Below are 21,212 nucleotides of genomic sequence, written 5' to 3' on the forward strand. Positions count from 1 at the left end.
CTCCTCACTAAGCCGTAATAATAAATTTACCTTCTATTACATCCGATATAATATCACCTATTTTTTCTTTTCCTGTTATTTTAGTAAGTCTATCCAATAGGGCTAGATACTTATTAATAAATTCATGAACCTTTTCTTCTCTAAATTCATTAGTGAAATCAACTTTCATAACTAGAGAAGAATTCTTATTAGTGATTTGTATATCAATATCATATTTGGCGAAACTAATTGGAAGGATTATATCTCCTGAACCTCTTCTTTCTCCTTCTACAATATCCATATTGGAACTCTCATAATCAAACATGATATTAAACAAGTTGGAACTACCATCTTTATGTAATTTCCTATATTTCTCTACCATTTTATCATATGGATAGCATTGATTTGCCAAGTCACTATTGATATTTTGTCTTATCTCACCAATGAAATCACTCAACATCTTATCTGCCATTGGGTAATTTCTCATTGGAAGAGTATTCGTAAACATTCCAACAATATTCATGACATCCTCATGTACACGTCCTATACATGGAACCCCTACGATTATGTCTTCGCTGGAATCATACATATGAATCAATAAATTAATACCCGTCAATAACATGGAAAACAATGAAGCATTATTCATCTTAGCAACTTTTTCAAGATTATCTATCAGCTTTTTATCCAATGTCAGGTTAAAACTTCCCCACTGTTCTTGTATATCATCTGCTTTCAATTCTTGTAAATAGTTTTCTCGTGCATAATCCTTCAATCGATCGTTCCAATACTCTTCCATCTTTTTATACTCTGCTGATTTCACATAATCTTTTTCATATTCAATATAGTGTCTATACTGATATGTAACTTCATCTAAAGGTGTATAAGTAATGATATCATTCAACTCGCTATTAATGATGCTTGATGAATAACCATCGATAATGATGTGATGCATATCAAAAAACAATACACAGCTACCATCACCAAGTTCAATAACTATCAATTTGAAGAGTGGTGCCTTACCTAAATCGAATTCAGTCAATAATTCATTATAGTCGATATCTTCTATATTCTCTTTGTAATAATAAGTAATATCTGGTTCAATATTCTCTTCGACTCTTTGACATATTGATTTTCCATCAAAATAAAAACTTGTCCTAAGGATATCATGTCTATCCATAAGTGTTTTGATAAGATAGTAAAAAATTTCTTTCGATTCCATTTTATCCATCTTATATACAAAAGGATTATTATATACTTTTTTATTCTTACTTCTTTTATACACTACATACATTCTTTTTTGAGCATAGCTTAATTCACCTGTCCACTCAGTATCTTTATATTTACTTAGAATACCTTTTTGTTCACCTACTTCATCAGCTGCTTCTCTCTTAACCAGCTCATCATGAATAAATTGTGATAAAGTATAGATTGATGTATATTCAAATAGATTCGCCACATTTACCGTATCTGAATATAGGTTATCAATATATCCATGCATTCTAGTTAATAGAATGGAATCTCCACCCATCTCGAAGAAGTTGTCATAGATATCAATATCATCATATCCAAGGATTCTAGAATATATCTTACATAAATTATCCTGTATGTCCTCGATATTGTTTGAAATAACTTTATTTTCAAGGTTCAGGTCATCTTCATCATTTAAATGCTTAGTTTTCTCGCTATGAGGAAGAATCAGCAATTTTCCTTTTTTGACTTGAGCTACTTCAAAGCCATCTTCCTTAAGTATACGATCTCCTTCATCTCTGTTCATGAAGATTTTCTTAAGCTGTTCCATCTTATCTTGAATATCCTCTGAAATCCTATTTCTACTGTAATCACCTATAATCAATAGATTCTCAGTGATATTATACTGTCCAATAACTGTTTTTCTCACCGGACTCTGTAACAATCGATCAAGATAGTGAATAGCCTGAGCTGTGGTTAACGCTTTTGTGATAGTATCTACATTAATACCATATCTTACAGACATACCCGTTTCTTTCCAAGAAACCCAATTGATAACATAGGTTCTGTCTCCTCTAGCATTCCTATAATCAGTGAAGGCATCTAGATAAGAGTTAGCACCTACATAATCACTTTGACCTGCTTCTCCTGAGAAAGTGACTGACGATGAATATAACATCATAAAATCCAAGTTGTCATCTTTAGTCAACTGGTCAAGTATCCAAGTTCCTCTTACCTTAGGAGCTAATACCTGCGCGAATTCTTCTTTTTCCTTTCTTAGTATATAACCAGCACCAGCAATTCCAGCTGAATGGAAAATACCATGAACTCTACCTACATTTTCCTTTATCTGCTGATAGACATTTTTCATACCATCATAATCCGAAACATCTACCGCATAAATAAATACATTGACACCATTCTCTTCTATTTCCTTAAGAATGGATACCTTGTTTTTATCCCTGTCGCTTAGGTTAGGTGAATTCCATTCCTCTCTAGGATGGAAACCGTTTCTACCGAATAGAATTACACTCCTACAACCTTTTTCTGATAGATATTTAGCCGTTTCTATACCTATATCACCTAAACCGCCTGTAACAATATAGTTACCATCCTCTCTAATGATATCATTCTGAGGATTAACTGTTTCTTCTGTGTAGTATTCCACATATCTTAGACCTTCTCTAAATCCGATTAAATAAAGTTTCCTGTCTTTAGATAGAATTTCATCTATTACCAATGGCATATCATCAACATCTTGAATATCTATAGCTCTACACTCAATATTAGGATATTCTTGTTCTATTACCTTACCAATACTTAGTACTACAGCATTTTCAGGATATAATGCTTTTTCATTCTTGTTGATACTGTAACCACATTGTGACAAGATGATTAATTCAAGATTCCTATTATAATGAGTATTTATCATTGCTTTAATGATATTAATGATATGATAGAAACCATTATCCAAGCTTTCTTCAATATACTCATATCCTCTATCTTTTAAGTTGGCGTTTACTATCTTATTATTTTTTTCACTTATGGAAGCCATGTGTATGATTTTATGTATATCATAAGATTTAATCGCCTCAAATAATTGTACACAAGATTCAAGAGAATTATTGATTTCATAAATTGTATCATCTATCTTCTTGTATTCTTTACCAAGGAATACTTGAATCACATTAATACCTCGTTCAGTCAGAAGGTCTACTATATTATGCATATCAGAATAATTACTATGGAAAATCATATAAGTTTTTCCTAATTGACTATTATCCAGGTTACTTTCTTGATAATCTTCTCTTATCCATTTCATGGTGTAATAGAAACCATCAAAATTAACACTTTCTATTTCATCTGGATCAGAAGGAGGTGCGAACCAACAATACTCTTTCTTATATGGATAAGTTGGCATATGCAAATGGCATCCTGTCTTATCAAACAGTCTGAACCAATCAATATCAGCACCTTTCGTATAAGCTTCCAACAATTCCTCTTCACATTGGTTATCACTATTATATATAACATCTTCTAGAAGTTCTTCTGCCCTACGATTCAATGCTTTATGTTCTTCTACTGTCAATTCAAAATCTTGTCGATTCTTTTTATTCTCAGATACTATAGCATATTTTCCTTCATGAATTTCATTATGTTCATCACAATCATTGAGATAAGCTTTCAAAGAAGAAATAAGTTCGCTTATACTATTTACCTGGAATCCTACTCTATGATTATAATGACCTCTTCCTGTAGCAAGAGTATATAATACATCATATAGATTCTTATCTTCATTATGACATAGCCAATCAAGTAAATTCTGTGCCATAATTCTTAATCCCTCTTGATATTTAGCTGATATAACAAAGAAATTATGAATATTATCAATTATTTCCTCATATTCAACCTTTGGTGGTTCTTCAAGAATAACATGGCAATTGGTTCCACTCATTCCTAAGCCTGTGATTCCAGCTCGTCTAGGGGTATCCTTACTCTTCCACTCTCTTTTGGTTGCATTAACATATAAAGGTGAATTAATGAAATCAATATTCTCATTAGGCTCTTGAAAAAACATTGTAGGTGGTAACTTTCCATATTTCATCATCAATATGACTTTAATGACACCACTTATTCCTGATGCTTCATTAAGATGTCCTATATTCGGCTTGATTGTACCTAATGCACAGAATTGCTTTCTATCTGTTATGGATTGAAAAGCATGAGTAATACCTTTAACCTCAATAGGATCTCCCAATGCTGTACCAGTACCATGAGCTTCAATATAACTGATTGTTTCTGGTTCTACTTCCGACTGTAGCCAAGCCTTTTGTATTACTTCTGATTGTGCAAGATAATTAGGAGCAGCTATACCGAATGAACTTCCATCCTGATTGGATGAACTTCCTTTGATGACCCCATATATACTATCCTTATCTTCCAAAGCTTTCGATAGAGGTTTTAATAATATCGCTCCGATACCTTCTCCAACAGCAGTACCCATAGCTCCTTCTGAGAAAGATCTTGTCTTTTCTTCACTGGACTCGTATCCGACTTTAAATCCACAAGCTAAAGGTGACAGTGTAATGGATGCACCTCCAACCAAGGCCATATCACATTCGCCACTTCGTATTTGTTGACATGCCGTATGCATAGCAACCAATGAAGATGAGCAAGCTGTATCAATAATCATAGTAGGTCCCTTAAGGTCATTCACATAAGCTATTCGGCTTGCTGCCATACTTACTTGATTTACTGGTAATGATTCTCCGAATAATTCTGCGTCTATTTCATATAAGATACGACTGTACAGATTACCCAGATTAGCTGTGTAACCAAGAAAAACTCCTGTGTTGCTTCCTCTTATCTTCAATCCCCCATATCCTGCATCTTCAATTGCGCTGTTACAGCACTGCAAGAAAAGTCTATTTATAGGGTCAATCAATTTAGCTTCTCTAGGTGACATGTTAAAGAGTTCGTAATCAAATTTGTTGATTTCCTCTAAATAGGCGCATTTATTGAATTTGATTTCATCCTTTTCCATGCCTAAATATCTAAAATGTTTTCTAATGTCCTTACTTCTTTTTTCCGGGATATTCCTTACTACACTGACTCCATTGATAATCAGATCCCAGTACTCATCAATATTTTTAGCACAAGGAAAATCAATTCCTATACCTATGATTGCAACATCTTTCTCGCCACTGTGTAATGGTACATTTTTAACTCTCTCTTTAGATTCCTTATCTCTTTTAGAGGTTACATCCTGTTTGGAATCCAAATATTCTGATAATTGCCTTACACTAGGATAAGCAAATAAATCCATCAATTGTAATTGGTCAGGATAATACTTATTAATAATATTAAAAATATGTCCCATAAGAATGGAATCTGCACCCATTTCAAAGAAATTGTCATTAATATCAATTTCTTCATACCCCAATACCTCTTGACATGCGCGGGCGATTTCCACTTCAATATCACTGTAATTAGAATCCTCTGTACCTGATATGAGTTTAGGTCTATTCGTTCCAGCCTTTTTCTTATTCTTATCCTTCAAAGCAGCTAACTGCTCCATAATATAATCTGAATACTTGATTGGATAATTGTTCATCATCAAAGCTATTTGGCTGTCAAAATTCAATTCACCAATTATTACATTAGTATAGTCACATCCTAAGACATCCATAAAACCTTTTATTCCATCTTTAGTCGTAATGGTCTTGAATAATGTATCAACAGTAAAATTATGTTCTACTGACATTCCTGTCTCGGACCATGTCGCCCAATTGATAGTATATGTCTTTCCACTTCTATTGGCATTCCTGTATTGACAAAAATAGTCAAGATATGTATTTGCAGCCGTGTAAGCAGATAATTCAATACTAGTGAAAACAGTGGCAATAGAAGAATATAGGACAAAGAAATCTAAATTATCTTCCTTAGTCAATTGATCCAGATTCCAAGTACCATACACTTTGGTTTTAAGCATTGCGTCAATATCTTGTGTGGTTGTATTTTCAATTAATTTTCCACCACCGATTCCAGCTGCATGTATGACACCATTTATTTTTCCATATTTCTTTCTTACTGCTGTTAATATCTCTTGCATTCTATCATATTCAGATATATCACAACTGAAGTATTCTATATTTTTGGACAAATGAGACAAAATAGTATATCTATTATACTTTTCTATCATTTTTTTGTCATCTGGATTAATATCTCCATTAGTATTAAGGTCACTTCTGCCGAAAATTATAATTGTAGTATCTTTTGTTGTTTCACAGATTTCCTTTGCTGTCTCATATCCTATTCCTCCAAGTCCACCAGTAATGACGTATACACCTGAATCAATTGTCAATTTACTATTGTCATGACTTGTTGGAATGATTTCTTTTAACCTTTCCACATATCTTATATTGTTTCTATAGACTACTACATTCTCTTTATTCTTAGAGTTGATTTCTTGAATAAGACAGTCAGTAGTTGTTTCATTGTCATAATCAAGGAAACAGAAATCTATTTTCTTGAATTCTTTACATATGCATTTACCTAATCCCAAAACCGTTGTATTCTGTGGATTCAATAATTCTTCATCACCAGTAATTCCAATACCATTGCTTGATAGAGCCACTAACTTCACATTTGACTGATTATCATTATTATTGATAAATTTGGCCAACCATAATAAGGTATGTAGATTATTTTCTTGCATTGTAACAAGATTATCCAAGTTTTCTGAATCACATTCATATCCTGAATATATAATATGAGAAGTTTTATTTAATTTTTCTAGAATTACTTCCTTGTTTTGCTCTAATTCATTGATATTTTTTAATAAAATAGTTTCTGCATCACTTTGTTTGTTCATTACTGATTGCTCCAAATAATCTAACCTGGTCTCATCCCAAGCAATAATCAAAGTGTTCTCTGGAGCATTATTGATATTTACGATATGTTCCATTTTAAAATCTTTGGTATAGTATAATTTCTTCTTATTCTTGTACACTTTTTCAGGCAGCCATAATCTTTTTCGTTGGAATGGGTACACTGGCAAAGGAATATGTACACCTTTATAATCCGAATACATATGTTTCCATTCTGGAATAGCACCCAAAATTATGTGCTCACATGCATTTTCATAATCATTTCGCTTTAACTCATCTCTCTGTAAGATTTCATTGACTTTATTTGTCAGATCGTCTATCTCTTTTGCTATGGCTTTACGAATTTTATAATCATTATTATTCCTTTCAATAATATGATGATATATTTTTTTATCTTCATATTGATTCAATCCATTTTTATGGATGTATTCTAATTTATCCCTTAATTCTTCTTTGCTTTCTACGACAAACGCTACTCTTCTGTCATATATATCATTATAGAGATTAACATTGTAACAAAAATTATAATAGTCCAATTGGTCATAATTTTCATTCACATAGTTCAGATAATTATCAATCTTAGCATTAAGACTATAATCTGACTTGGCAGTAATATTGATGAGTGTTGGCTTATCAACGGATATGGTCTTATCTTCTTTGTTCTTATCGTATTTCTCCAATACAACATGACAATTGGTTCCACTTAAGCCAAAAGCACTTACTCCAGCGATATATTTCTTTCCATTATCTACGTAATCTCTTGTTTCTGTATTTACATAGACAGGTGAATTAATAAAATCAATGTTTATATTAGGAGTCATAAAATTAATTGTAGCAGGTATTATATCGTGCCTCATAGATGCGACTACTTTCAATAATGCAGCTAATCCTGAGCATTCGTACATATGTCCTAGATTACTTTTTGATGCTCCTATAGCACAAAATTGTTTTCTATCAGTAAACCTGCTAAAAGCTTTATTTATTCCTTGTATTTCAATAGGGTCACCTAATCCTGTGGCAGTACCGTGTGCTTCTATGTATTGTATGTCCTCAGGATTGATATTAGCCTTGTTCCAAGCATCCACCAAAACATCTGATTGTGCTGTTGGATTAGGTGCTGTCAGACCTGAAGCTGTACCATCATGATTAATGGAACTTGATTTAATAGTGGCATATATGATGTCTCCATCTTTTTCAGCCAAATGTAATGGCTTCAAAAGAATAGTACAACATCCTTCACCCATGGAAGATCCATCTGCACCTGAGTCAAAGGTTCTTGTCTTACCGTCATATGACTCTATCCCTATACTCATGTCGTCCATTATCAAAGGCATGACATTAAGTTTAAGTCCTCCCGCGATAGCCATTTCACAATTACCTGACAAGATATGCTCGCAAGCTTCGTGAACAGCAACAAGAGCTGAAGAACATGCTGTATCCATAACCATAGTAGGTCCTTTTAAATCCAGCAAATGTGAAATCCTTGATGGAATTAGAGGTGCCATATTACCAGTCATTGAATAAGGCAATAGATCACGATGATTAAAAACTATATCAACAATATAATTATCTTTTAAAGATGATGAGGTATACCCTAGAAACACTCCTGTCTTTGACTGTTTTAGCCGTCTAGCCGTATAACCTGCATCATCAAATGTATTTCTTATGGTCTCCAGAAATACACGTTGGGCAGGATCCATTAATGAAGCTTCTCTTGGAGATAGATGAAAAAATTCATTATCGAATTCATCAATTCTTCCGATATAAGAGCCTTGATGGAATTTTGGTTCTTTGTCACTGTTATAAAGAACGTTTACCAATCCTTCAACACCTTTTGCCCTATATTTGGGGAAGTCCTCAGTACAACATATTTTATTGTTAATTATTTCCCAGTATTGTTCTAAATCTCTGGCCCAAGATATTTTTAATCCGATACCAATAATAGCAATATCTTCCCTTTGTTCTATTATTTGTTTATCACTTTTATTTTTCATATTCACTCTCCCTAACTAATTAGAGTTTCCGTTTCTCTTTTCATATGTATCTTCTCCATTATATATTCTGCCAATGTCTCGATTCTGGTATATTCAAAAATCTCTGCAATGGCAATGCAATCTCCGTATTGTATGTTGATAGCCATATGCAATTTAGATAATTGAAGTGAATCTAGTCCCATAGATATGAATGAAGCACTATAATCAATCTGAGTATCTACAATATCTTCTAGAGTATCTACGATGAAATTCTCAATAGAAGATACATCACATTCCATAATATTGTTAGCCCTTTTTATTTCCCTAGTTAACTCAGCTATTTGAGAATCATACTCACCTTTTATATAGTTTTTCAATAATTTATAACGTTGTATTTTTCCACTTACTGTAGTTGGGATATGGTCTACTAGTACAAAATCAGTAATATATATTCCTAGATCGTTGTTTATGTGAGATAGAACACTTTTTATTTTAATGACTAGGGTTTCAATAGGGGTTTTTCCTTCTATGAAACAGATAACTTCATCATTGATGTCGTCCACGTTTTTACGATATCCATGCACAACTATCCTTTCCTCATCAAAAATATTCAATTTCTCAATATATTTCTCAATGTCATTATCATAATAATTAAGGCTATTATATATGAACATCTCTTTATAGCGAGCTGTAATATATAGATTTCCCTCATACATAAAACCTATATCACCTGTATTAAACCACTCTTCAACAAAATTATCGTCCCGTCCACGATTATAATATTCATTTAATACACATTTCCCTGCTATGAAAACCAAGCCTATGCAACCATCTTCCAATGTATTGCCAGCTAGATCAAGTATCTTCAACTGGAAAAAAGGTAGAGGCTTACCAACGCTTATTATCTCAGAAGCCAATAGATCGTCATCTGAGACAATCTCCAATGGGTGACCGATACTTAAACTTTCTTTGTTGACAGTGATTTTTCTAGTACAACTATCATCGGTAGTAAGAGTAACAACAAAAGTACCTTCTGTTAAACCATAAGCTGGATTCAATGCTATTCTTTGAAATTTACTGTCTTTCAAGTATTCAGTGAACTGATTACATAAGTTCATTGAGATGGGTTCCGCTGCTAACATAATTGTATTAATTGAAGATAGGTCCCAATAATCTTCAGCTCCTCTTTCCTGTAATAACTTACAAATGAACTTAAGATAATAATTGGTTGATGATAAAACAGTCCCTTTAACTCTATTACAGTATTCTAGATAGAATAAAGGGTTCTTTATCACATATTGTGTATCGATAACATGGGCATCACAACCGAAATTGATTGGTAAGAGTATATTGAAAAACAAACCATAATTATGGTATAAAGGAACCCAAGTTACAAATACATCTTTTTCACACAGATGTCTAGCTATATTAAAACCTTCAGCGATTAGTATTACACCTGCATTAGTTATTCCTACTCCTTTTACATCACTGGTTGAACCAGAAGAGAATTGAATATATGCCGTATCCATATCATTCTCTTCACAGCATACTACCGAATCATCAATTTCTGATTCTGTATGTATCAACACTTCATTCAGTTTTTCTGACATTCCTTCATCCCAACATATACAAGCTTTCAATTTAAGGTCTGATTTATCTATTTCTTGCAGCAGGGTCTCATTATCCGTAACAATAGCTGCATGATAGCAAACTTCTAGTACACCCCTAAGATTATCTAGATTATCACTACTGACGCTTAATGGGGCAGCCTTGAAATTTCCTAATATACATGCCCAGAACGTAATATAAAACCACTCGGAGTTGTCCGTAGATAAAATAACTTCATCGTTGGGTCTGATACCTCTTTCATATAGATAATTTTTCATCCATAGGCTCTGTTTAAATAAATCATGATAGGAAGTAAATTTAACATCCTCATCATCTGAATGAATAAAGTATACTCCTTTTTGTTTTTCATCTTTTAGAGCATAGAGTAACTTTTTTATTGTTTTCATAATATTCCTCCTTTTTTCATTTTCCTATGAATGCTGCTTATCCAACTTCCAGTTTGCTTTCTATGATGTTAATGGTCTCTTGCATATTCTCGAGGTGAAAAAAATGTCCTCCATTAACTTTACATATAGTGCACATCCCGCTCGTCGTCTTTTGCCATTTAAGCAGATCTGAATTTTTGATAGAACTGTCTTGTGTACCACTTAGTATGGTAATATCACTCTCAATCAATTTGTTTTGTTTGCTTTTATAGTTTTCAATAATATCAAAATCACTTCTTAATATTTTAAGATACTTGTCTTGAAATTCAGCCGAATTCATTATTTTTTTACTTGTACCACCCATTTCCCCAATTTTTTCTATGAACTCTTGGTCTGTCATGTCTTTGCACATAAGTTTTTCTTTCTTGGTTAATGGAGACCATCTACCTGAAAAGAATATATGTACTGGTGGTTTCATACCTTTTTCAATTAATCTGAAGTATATATCATAAACTAACCAACACCCTAGACTATGTCCGAATAGTGCATAATCTTCATCAGACTTGTTATTCATGATATCTTCTATCAAATCATCTACGGCTTCATCAAAACATCCATATAATTGTTGCTCGGACTTAGCACCTCTTCCTGCCAATTCTAGAGGAACTATCTTAATATTATCTCTTATATGTGATTTCCATTGATAAAAATTGAGCGCTGAACTTCCAGCATGTGGAACACAGTATAGTATCATGTTTTTCAATCCTTTCCACATAAAATACTAATAATCATTTATTAATTCATTATATATACATATACTTTATCCTAAGATTTAGATTAAGCATAATATTCTTCTAACAGGTAATAATTGCTTGTTTCATCCAGCAATTGTTTTATCCAATTCTTTTGTTCTTTCTCTGGAACTTTTTTTGTGTTCAATATATTTTCCAGATATTGTAATGCCATCTCCATATCGGTTTTTAGTATCTTTCTATGACTGTCGGTGATATCTTTATGGAGTTTTTTGATATTGTTGTAATTATCAACTACACCCTTTTGATACTCCTCACTGGATGTATTATTATTTCTAGTTGCTACTGCAATTCCTAAACACCTGCTCATGAACTCTGGAATATCCTTCTTATAATTTTCATCAGCTAGGAAATTCTCATGAAAATATTTTCTGTCCATTTTCTTACCGAAACAGTAGGATGTTATCTCAGGCGCAATATTCTCAATAAGATTCGTAATTAAATTCTTGGGTCCCATCTCTAATGATACAGATACCCCATACTGCTTCATACATTCAACTATATCCTTCCATCTAACAGGATTAGTCAGATGTTTGGACATAATCTGTGGAATGAGCTGTGGATCACTAAAAGGTCTACCCTGAATATTAGTAATTACAGGTATCCTAAAAGGAAAGTATTCGAATCCAAGGAGGTAATCATAAAATTGTTTTTCTATACTTCCCATTAGAGGGCAATGCATAGGTGTACTTGTTATAAGAGGTGTAATCCTTGCATCACTATCAAGAAGTTTTTCTTGCATTATTTCAATGCCTTCATTGGTTCCACTGATTAGTATCTGATTATTGGAACTCTCACATGAAATGAAAACTTCCTTATGTAATTTAGTATCATCAATCAATTGTTCCACACTTTTATAATCAATCTCTTCAGCAATCAGCATAGTTCCCATATGTTGGTCATATATTTCCTTCAATAACTCTCCACGCTTCATTAATATCTTGATACCATCTGAAAAACGGATAGCACCCGAAGTTATAAATGCAGAAATCTCCCCTACACTATGTCCCGCACAGAACTGTGGGGTCATTCCATATTCGTAGAAGTAGGCACGAGCAATGGCAACACAAGTTGTTGTTACAGCTAACTGCATATTTTCCATTTTGCTAAGAGCTGAAAGACTGCTCTTAAAACATAATTGGGCTACATCCATTCCCGATATATCACTGGCTTCTTCATAAGTCTGCCTGCATACTAAATAATTATTATAAAAAGATTCTCCCATACCCACATATTGGGCTCCTTGACCTGGAAATACTAAAGCTATTTTATCCATATATCCTCCTACTCCCATCCTCTTCATATTCATGAAGTTCTGAAACCAATGTGACATATTCAGGTATCTTTTGTATTCTAGTTAAGTCATTCTTCATAAGAATATAGTCATCTCTTTTCTCAAACACTTTGAATCCTGCCAAATTGTATGTCAACTGCATCATTTTATTCTTATTTGTTGGAATAAATTTAGCATACAATTCTTTATCTGCTGTCTGAGCCATATCCATAATGTAATTAAGTAAAATAGTTCCTATGCCTCTCGACATGACTCTACATGACATGATAAATAGTTCCAATACCCATTGTTCATTACTTGTATCAATTAAAATGATACCAATTTTTCCATAAGTTCCGTATTTATCGTCAAGTCCAATGATCAATAATTTATGAATATCAGAATCCTGCATAAGTTTCAATTCCTCATAAGAATAGGTATAACCTGTTGTATTTAGCTGATTGGTTCTTTCTGTAAGTTCAACTACACGGTCCAAATCTTCATCTCTTGCATTCCTTATACTGATGTTCATATTCAAAGATGCCAAGAAATCTTCTTGTGGTCCTTGATAAGTCTCTTCAACTTTTTTTCTATGATAATCGGCTATGTACATCTCTCTTCTTCTCATTGAATCTTTTGTGATGAAATCGGGAATGAATAATTCATTATCCAAGATATCTCCTATTTCATCTGCTGAAAAACATGAAACCTCTGGTATAGAGTTCTTGACTTCATCTCTTTCAAAATTTTGATCATCAATAAAAGCTATTGTATTCGCACCTATATTCAAACAGCTGATAATTTCTTTTACGGCTTGAGACTTGCTGCTCCAACTGATTTGAGGGTATAAGAAATATTCTTTTATACCGAATTCCTCCAACTTGGTCATAGCATCTTCATAATTGTTCTTACTTGATATGGATTGAAGAATACCTCTATGGTCAAGCTGTTCTATTATGTTCAGGATATTGTCTTTTAATGTTACTTCACCATCTTCAATAAGAACCCCATCCCATAAAGTATTATCTAGATCCCATACTACACACTTTATTTTTTTATTTTTATCTGACATGTAACCATAACTCCCTTCTATTAAGTTACTTAGTCTTATTTTCAATAATATTGATAATCTTATTTAATGTATTGAAGTTATCCATATTCAATTCTGCCACATCAATAGTCACGTCAAATTCTGTTTCCATAAATGTTATGAGCTGCATAGCAAACAATGAATTAACAAAACCTAAACTAAAGAAATCATCATCATCACCTAATGACTCAACATTTTTCTTACCAAAAAATTTACTTAAAAATGATTTTAATTTATTACTGATTTCCTCTCTATTCATCCTTCATTCTCCTTTTTAATAATTGTATACATAGAATCCTTTTCCACTTTTTCTACCAAGTAATCCAGCATTTACCATCTTTTTCAATAATGGGCATGGTCTATATTTACTGTCGCAATAGCTTTCATATAGAACCTCTACAGAAAATAAAATGGTATCAAGACCAATCAGATCAGCAGTTTCTAATGGTCCCATCTTATGTCCAAAACATTGTTTGAATATCTTGTCAATATCTTTTGCTTCTGCTACTCCTTCATGTACCAAATAGATAGCTTCATTAACTGTCAGCATCAATACACGATTGGATACGAATCCAGGAAGATCATTGACTACAACGCCTTCTTTTTCAATTGACTTCAATAGATTCAATGTGGTATCTATTGTTCCTTCCGATGTATGATATCCTTTTATTACTTCTACTGTTGATTTGATATGTGCTGGATTCATATAATGGGAACCTATCACATTTTCTGGTTTATTCATGAGAGCACCAACTTGAGTTATGGAAAAGCAGGAGGTATTGACTGCATATAGTGTACTTTCATTACATATCTTATTTAATTGTGTATATATATCCTTTTTTATCTCCCAGTTCTCAGTGACATTCTCAATTATATACTCGCACTTATTAACATTCTCCAACTGAGTAGTGAATGTTATACGTCCGAGAATATTTTCTATTGTATCTTCACATTTCTTTCCATACATACCTTGAAAACGGAAATCAGTTTTTATTTGTTTCTTAGCATCTTCCAGTATATTTTCTTCTTTATCCACCAATACGATATTATGACCATATTGAGCATAAGCTAATGCTACACCTCTGCCCATTACTCCTGCTCCTATTACTCCAATGTTCATAGTCCTAACTCCTCCTCCAATTCTTTATAATAATTATTATCTTTAAAAGCTTTTTTCAAATCAGCTTTCATAAAAGGTGATAAGGTATTAAAAAACATCTGGGATTTGATTTCTAACCTCTTACACTCTCTTTTATCTTGTAATAACTGAATATCGTTAACTTTAGTATGAATATAATAAAATATAGCTCTTAAAGAAATATCATATGGGTTATAATCCTTGACAAACTTTCTATATTCTTCTTTGTTTTTCCACATATACAAAGTTACATCCCTTTTTAAAGGAGTTTTAATACCATAGTTTTCATGATTCATCAATTCAATCCGTTTCCCATCAATATACATAACATATATTTTCTTACGTAGAGCGAAATTGATAGCTTGTTCGATATTATTGATGATAGGTTCACCTTTATCATTTAACGAAGTATTACATATGATAGGTACTTTTGTTATTTCATAAAAGTTTTTCAGTACTTGATATATTTTTTTCTGTCTAGTACTTTCATCAATACTTTGAAGTCTCGCAGTTCCATTCTCATGTACAATAGCAACTATTTCATCTATCTTCTCTTGTCTAATCTTAGATGCATGTAACATGAAAGGCGATTCATACTGATCTTCAAACCAATCTTTAATGTTATCCTTAAGGATAATTGGAGCAACTGGTCTCCACCACTGTCTTTTCTTAATATGATTAAGCTCGTCTTTTGTTTTCATCTTTCTAGGATCACCTAATAAACTCCTTGATCCTAATGCCCTAGGACCTATTTCTGCACCATTTTCAATCCATATGATAGGAAATTCCATTATATCCATAGCTGCTTGTTTTGGGTTGAAATCACTCATACTTTTTATGTACTGACTATAATTGTCTATTTCAAAACTCTCGAAATCACTTCTATCTCCCCAATAAGCATCTTCCAATTGAAAATGGAAATCTCCACCTAATCTATCATAAAATACATATAACCCAATTCCTAATGCCATACCACTATCACTCACACAAGGTGGCGCAACGAATCCTTTGAAATCGTATTTGTTCATCAAATAGGTATTGCAAGGACAGTTCAATGCGAAACCTCCTGCAACAGCAAGATAGAATTCTTTTGTATCAATATCATATTTTTCTATAAACAATTCAATGTTATGTTCCATTATACGTTTAGATAAATCTTCAATTATTTTCATTATCATACTGATTTTGTTCTCTCGTTCACTGAAGCGTTCGTCAAAATAATTGAATTTTGTACCTGCATCTTCTTGTGTCAGATTATCCACAAACTCTAATAAATTATTAATCTTATCATATACCTCACCAGATACATTCACATTACTATGTAACAGTATATCTTCCATTGTATAATAGGCGACACTTTTACTAGCGCTTGCAAGTGCCATCAAGCTACCTTCCCGCATAGTATAATAACTACTCATATAGTCCCACAAAATAGCAGGTGAACAAACGGATTCCAATTCAAATATATCATTCTTATAGTCTGAAAAGCATCCTATAAATGGAAAACGCTTGTAGGCTATTGTATCAGATACGATGTCAGAACCTCCATCTACAGAAAAAGCTAATATCTTCTCATTATGGAAGATTTCCGTATTCATAAAAACACAAGATGCCAAGTGGCACATTGAATGATATGAAAATTCAGGATAACACTCAATAGACATATAAGTATCACGGTCACCTAATTCTGGCGTCCCAAATATTTCTACTATGTCTTTTAAGGTCAGATCATAAGTGGATAATAATTCATCAACTACTTTATCAAATTGCTCTTTACTGAAAAAACAATATTGATGCTTCTTACTACCACTCAATCTCTCTAGTTCCCAATAGTGAATTAATTTTACTTCTCTATGTTTTACATGCCATAATGCAATACTTTGATCATGTCTATGAGCAATTTTATAGATATTACCAAGAGGATCAATTTCTACATATGCAGATAAATAATACCCATCTTTTAATTCTTTTATCATTGGTTTAACCCTTCTCTCTTTGATTCATTTGCAGATCTTCTTCTACCTTAAGAAACTTAGTCTCCCTTTCTTTTGCAGTTGTGCACATACTATAGAGTACAAACATTAGACCTTTTCTAAGAGTTCCTACCGTATTAATGAACATCTTAGTTTCTACAGCACATCTCATTGCATCACGTTTATCGTTTTGATTCATTATCCTATCTAACGGTAATCCCCATATCATTCTTGGCATAATAACTTTGTCACTGATATGGAATGGATTGTACTTGTTATATAATTCTAGATATTCTTCTTCATTTTTCCATTTGCCTAATGTTAATTTCCTACGTAATGGTTGTTTTTGAGTATATCTACTATGATTCTTAATCTCAATTCTATGTCCATTAACGTACATTATTCTGATTTTTTTCCTTAAAGCAAAATTAAAAGCTTCATCGATACGGTTAATGATAGGTTCACCCTTATCATTTAGAGACGTATTACATATCATTGGTACTCCTGTTATCTTATAAAATTCCTGCATTACCTGATATAATCTTATCTGCTTTGTATCTTTAGCGATAGTTTGCAATCTTGCTGTACCATTAGAATGTGCAACGGCTATGACTTCGTCTATTTTTTCATCCTTTATTTTTAGAGTATGCAACATATATGGAGATTCATAAGCGTTCTCAAACCATTCATCCACACATTCCATTAATACTATTGGTGCGACAGGTCTCCACCATTGCCTTTTTTTAATGATATTGAGAGCATCTTTTGTTGCTTGTTTTCGTGGATCACCCAATAAACTTCTTCCACCTAAAGCACGAGGACCGATTTCTGTATGACCATCAAACCATACAATTGGTTCTTCCATTAGATCCTTTGCAGCTTGTCTAGGTTCAAACTCATTGATACTTTGTATATACTGTTCAAATTCATTATTGCTTTCAAGAAATGTTTCTAAACTATCTTTTTCACCATAATATGCTGATTCAAGCTTGAAATTGAATTTCCCTTGTGTTTTATTATAAAATGAATATAATCCAATTCCTAAAGCCATACCACAATCACTCACGCATGGCGGAGCAATGAAACCTTTAAAATTAAATTTATTCATTAAGTAAGTATTACATGGACAATTTAAAGCAAATCCTCCTGACATAGCTAGATAAGTTTCTTCTGGAATCATACTATATTCTTTTATAGCATAATTAATATTTGTTTCCATGATTCTAAAAGACATATTCTGTACGATTTTCATAACCATACTTATCTTGTTTTCCTTCTCACTGAACCTGTCATCAAAATAATTGAACTTGGTTCCAGCGTCCTCTTGAGTATATGAATCAATCTCATTAATTAAATCAAGTAATCTGTTTTCAGGTAAGAATTCTTTATCCAGTATAGGGGCTGTATTTACGAGGATATCATCAACATCTATATACGCCCTGCTATCACTGGCTGAAGAAAGTGCCATCAAACTTCCTTCTCGCATATAATAATATCCTGCGACGTAAGCCCAAAGCAATCCTGGTGAATATGCTGGATATACTGACATATCCGTACTCCCTGCTTTTGAATAAGATCCAACAAATGGATATTTATCTGTTTCAAAGATTTCATCCTCTTTTTTGTATGCATCAACAATGCAGTCAGAACCTCCATCTACATTAAATCCAATGATATTCTCTTTCTTGAAAAGATCAGTATCTATAAATACACTAGATGACAAATGGGACATACAATGATAGGTATACTCTGGGTATCGGTACTTTGACAAATAGCTATCGTCACTAAGTAATTCTGGAACTCCCCAAATTTCTATAATATCTTCTAACGTCAAACCTTCCTTTTTCAACAAATCATTTATTATATCTTTACACTGTTCTACATCATACAAAGCAAAGCAATTCTGCTTATATCCAGTTAATCGTTCAAACTCCCAATATCGTATAAGTTCTATTTCATAATCGGTTTTCTTCCATAAAGCAACACAATTATCATGTCGGCATGCTATAGTAAAGACATTTTTCGCTTTCGCAATTTCTAAATATGCAGATAAATAATATCCATCTCTCATTTGACTTCACCTTTCCATTTTCTTTTTATTTAGGTTGGCATTCATTATTCTTACTAGAAGAACATGTTTATTAAATAATGGATTTTCTTTCAAAAAATCTTTTACTTGTTTTTCTATCTTTTTCTGTTCTTCATAATCCAAGTCAAATAATTCAATTCCTTTATACATATTAGTAAATGTATAGACAAAGACTTCTTTTTCAGAAAGATTATATGGATTATATTTATTGATGAATTCTTGTTTATCCAATTTATCTTTCCATATTTCCATTCGTAGTTTTCTCTTTAATACTTCTTCATTCTTGTATTGTTCATGGTTCCTTAATAAGATTCTATTTCCGTTAAAATATGCGACTTTTATATTTTTACGCAGTGCAAAATTACACGCTTCTTCAATTCGATTGATTATAGGTTCACCCTTATCATTTAAAGAGGTATTACAGATAATAGGTACCCCTGAAACTCTTTCAAATTCTTTCATTACCTGATATAGATAGATCTTAGGATTCTCTGCATCAATAGTTTGTAATCTTGATGTTCCATCTATATGGACTATTGCAGGCACCTCTTCTCTTTTATCCTCCAATAACTCTAAGGCATGTAACATATATGGTGATTCATACTCATTACGAAACCATTCTCCTACTTTCTCTTTTAATACAATAGGTGCTACAGGTCTCCACCATTGTCTTTTTTTTACTTCATTCAAACGCTCTTTTGTCCACATAACTCTAGGATCACCAATTAAACTTCTTGCACCCAGAGCCCTTGGTCCAACCTCTGCACCTCCTTCATACCATATAACAATGTCTTCTTCCATATCTTTTACTACTTGAGCTGCATCAAATTCTTCAACACTTTCTATAAAATTACTGAATTCCCCTTTAGCCAAAAAATCTTTTACATTGTAACTATCGCCATAATAAGCATGGTTGAATTTGAATTCAAAGTCACCTAATGTTCTTACATAAAATGAAGATAACCCAATTCCCATAGCCATACCGGAATCACTTACGCAAGGTGGTGCTATGAAACCTTTGAAATGATATTTATCCATCAGGTAAGTGTTGCAAGGACAATTTAATGCAAATCCGCCTGACATGGCTAGATAAGTATTTTCTGTATCTATTCCAAATCTGTCAATGGCTTCTTCAATGCTGTTTACCATAATCTTGTAAGATACTTGTTGAACTATCTTCATTGCCATGCTTATACGATTTTCTTTCTCGCTGAATTTTTCATCGAAGTAGTTGAACTTTATACCTATGTCATCTTTTTTGTAGTGGTCTATTTCATCAAACATATCAAATATTCTTTGACGTATGCCTGGCCCCATCTTATATTCATCAAATGGGAATAGACTTTCTATATCATAATAGGCTTCGCTTTCGCTAGCGGAAGCTAATGCCATTAAAGTACCTTCTCTTATGTTATACCTCATTAGAGACCATCCCCATATTTCAGCGGGTGATACTGCTGGAAACAGATTCAATTTGTTTTTCTTAGCTTCTGAGTAACATCCTATAAAATGGTAACGGTCATATTCGCTTCTGCCTTCTCTATCGTATGCATCAATAGTGGAATCAGAACCTCCATCAACAGAGAATCCAAGAACATTATTGTTTTTGAATATATCCATATCCATAAAAATACAAGAAGCCAGATGAGCAAAACCATGTAATGCATAATCAGGAAACAGATATTTGGACAAATAACTATCATCTTCTTGTAACTCTGGTACACCCCATATCTCTATAACATCATCTAGTGTTATATCATATTCCCTTAATAGTCCATTGATGATGTGTCTGAATTGCTTAATATCAAAGAACGGTAACCTCTGTTGTTTAATTCCTGTTAGCCTTTCTAACTCCCAATAGTGGATTAAAGATACTTTCTTTCCTTTTTTCTGCCATAACGCAATACTCTCATCATGTCTATGTCCAGCTCTATATAGATTACCTAATTTCGTTATAGTGATATAAGCTGAGATATAAAATCCATCTTTCATCGTTGATTCTCCTTTCTTAATACTTTTCATATTTATTGCTTT

The 21,212-nt window shown here is 32.8% G+C and carries 10 protein-coding genes; all 10 read right to left on the reverse strand.

The window, feature by feature from the left end:
- Positions 1-7: 7 nt before the first annotated feature.
- The 10 genes from QMG30_RS12825 to QMG30_RS12870 all read right to left on the reverse strand — a co-directional run bounded on the left by QMG30_RS12825 (position 8) and on the right by QMG30_RS12870 (position 21,170).
- Positions 8-8,830, reverse strand: a complete 8,823-nt coding sequence (locus QMG30_RS12825; RefSeq protein ID WP_281815952.1) for an SDR family NAD(P)-dependent oxidoreductase — start codon at positions 8,828-8,830, stop codon at positions 8-10.
- Positions 8,831-8,841: 11 nt separating this feature from the next.
- Positions 8,842-10,824, reverse strand: a complete 1,983-nt coding sequence (locus QMG30_RS12830) for a non-ribosomal peptide synthetase (protein WP_281815953.1) — start codon at positions 10,822-10,824, stop codon at positions 8,842-8,844.
- Positions 10,825-10,861: 37 nt separating this feature from the next.
- Positions 10,862-11,557, reverse strand: coding sequence for a thioesterase II family protein (locus tag QMG30_RS12835; RefSeq protein ID WP_281816090.1), 696 nt, complete (start codon positions 11,555-11,557; stop codon positions 10,862-10,864).
- Between the two features lie 83 nt (positions 11,558-11,640).
- On the reverse strand, positions 11,641-12,891 hold the full coding sequence (locus QMG30_RS12840) for an ACP S-malonyltransferase (RefSeq protein ID WP_281815954.1): 1,251 nt from the start codon (positions 12,889-12,891) through the stop codon (positions 11,641-11,643).
- Positions 12,884-13,960, reverse strand: coding sequence for an HAD-IIIC family phosphatase (locus QMG30_RS12845; RefSeq protein ID WP_281815956.1), 1,077 nt, complete (start codon positions 13,958-13,960; stop codon positions 12,884-12,886). Before QMG30_RS12845 ends, QMG30_RS12840 begins: the two co-directional genes overlap by 8 nt.
- A gap of 25 nt (positions 13,961-13,985) precedes the next feature.
- A complete protein-coding gene (locus tag QMG30_RS12850) occupies positions 13,986-14,237 on the reverse strand; it encodes an acyl carrier protein (RefSeq protein ID WP_281815959.1) in 252 nt (83 codons plus the stop codon).
- 15 nt (positions 14,238-14,252) lie between these two features.
- Complete coding sequence (locus QMG30_RS12855; protein ID WP_281815961.1) at positions 14,253-15,098, reverse strand: 3-hydroxyacyl-CoA dehydrogenase family protein; 846 nt, start codon at positions 15,096-15,098, stop codon at positions 14,253-14,255.
- The gene (locus QMG30_RS12860; protein WP_281815963.1) at positions 15,095-17,092 is read right to left on the reverse strand and encodes a carbamoyltransferase C-terminal domain-containing protein; all 1,998 of its coding nucleotides are present in this window, start codon (positions 17,090-17,092) and stop codon (positions 15,095-15,097) included. The genes QMG30_RS12855 and QMG30_RS12860 overlap by 4 nt, the downstream gene beginning before the upstream one ends.
- Positions 17,093-17,096: 4 nt before the next feature.
- Entirely contained in the window at positions 17,097-19,160 is a 2,064-nt protein-coding gene (locus QMG30_RS12865) for a carbamoyltransferase C-terminal domain-containing protein (protein WP_281815964.1), read from the reverse strand.
- A 6-nt stretch (positions 19,161-19,166) separates the two neighbouring features.
- Positions 19,167-21,170 carry a carbamoyltransferase C-terminal domain-containing protein gene (locus QMG30_RS12870; RefSeq protein WP_281815966.1) on the reverse strand — a complete coding sequence of 668 codons (2,004 nt, stop codon included), beginning with the start codon at positions 21,168-21,170 and terminating at the stop codon, positions 19,167-19,169.
- Between the last annotated feature and the right edge of the window lie 42 nt (positions 21,171-21,212).

It is taken from the genome of Vallitalea longa, assembly GCF_027923465.1.
GTDB lineage: Bacteria > Bacillota > Clostridia > Lachnospirales > Vallitaleaceae > Vallitalea > Vallitalea longa.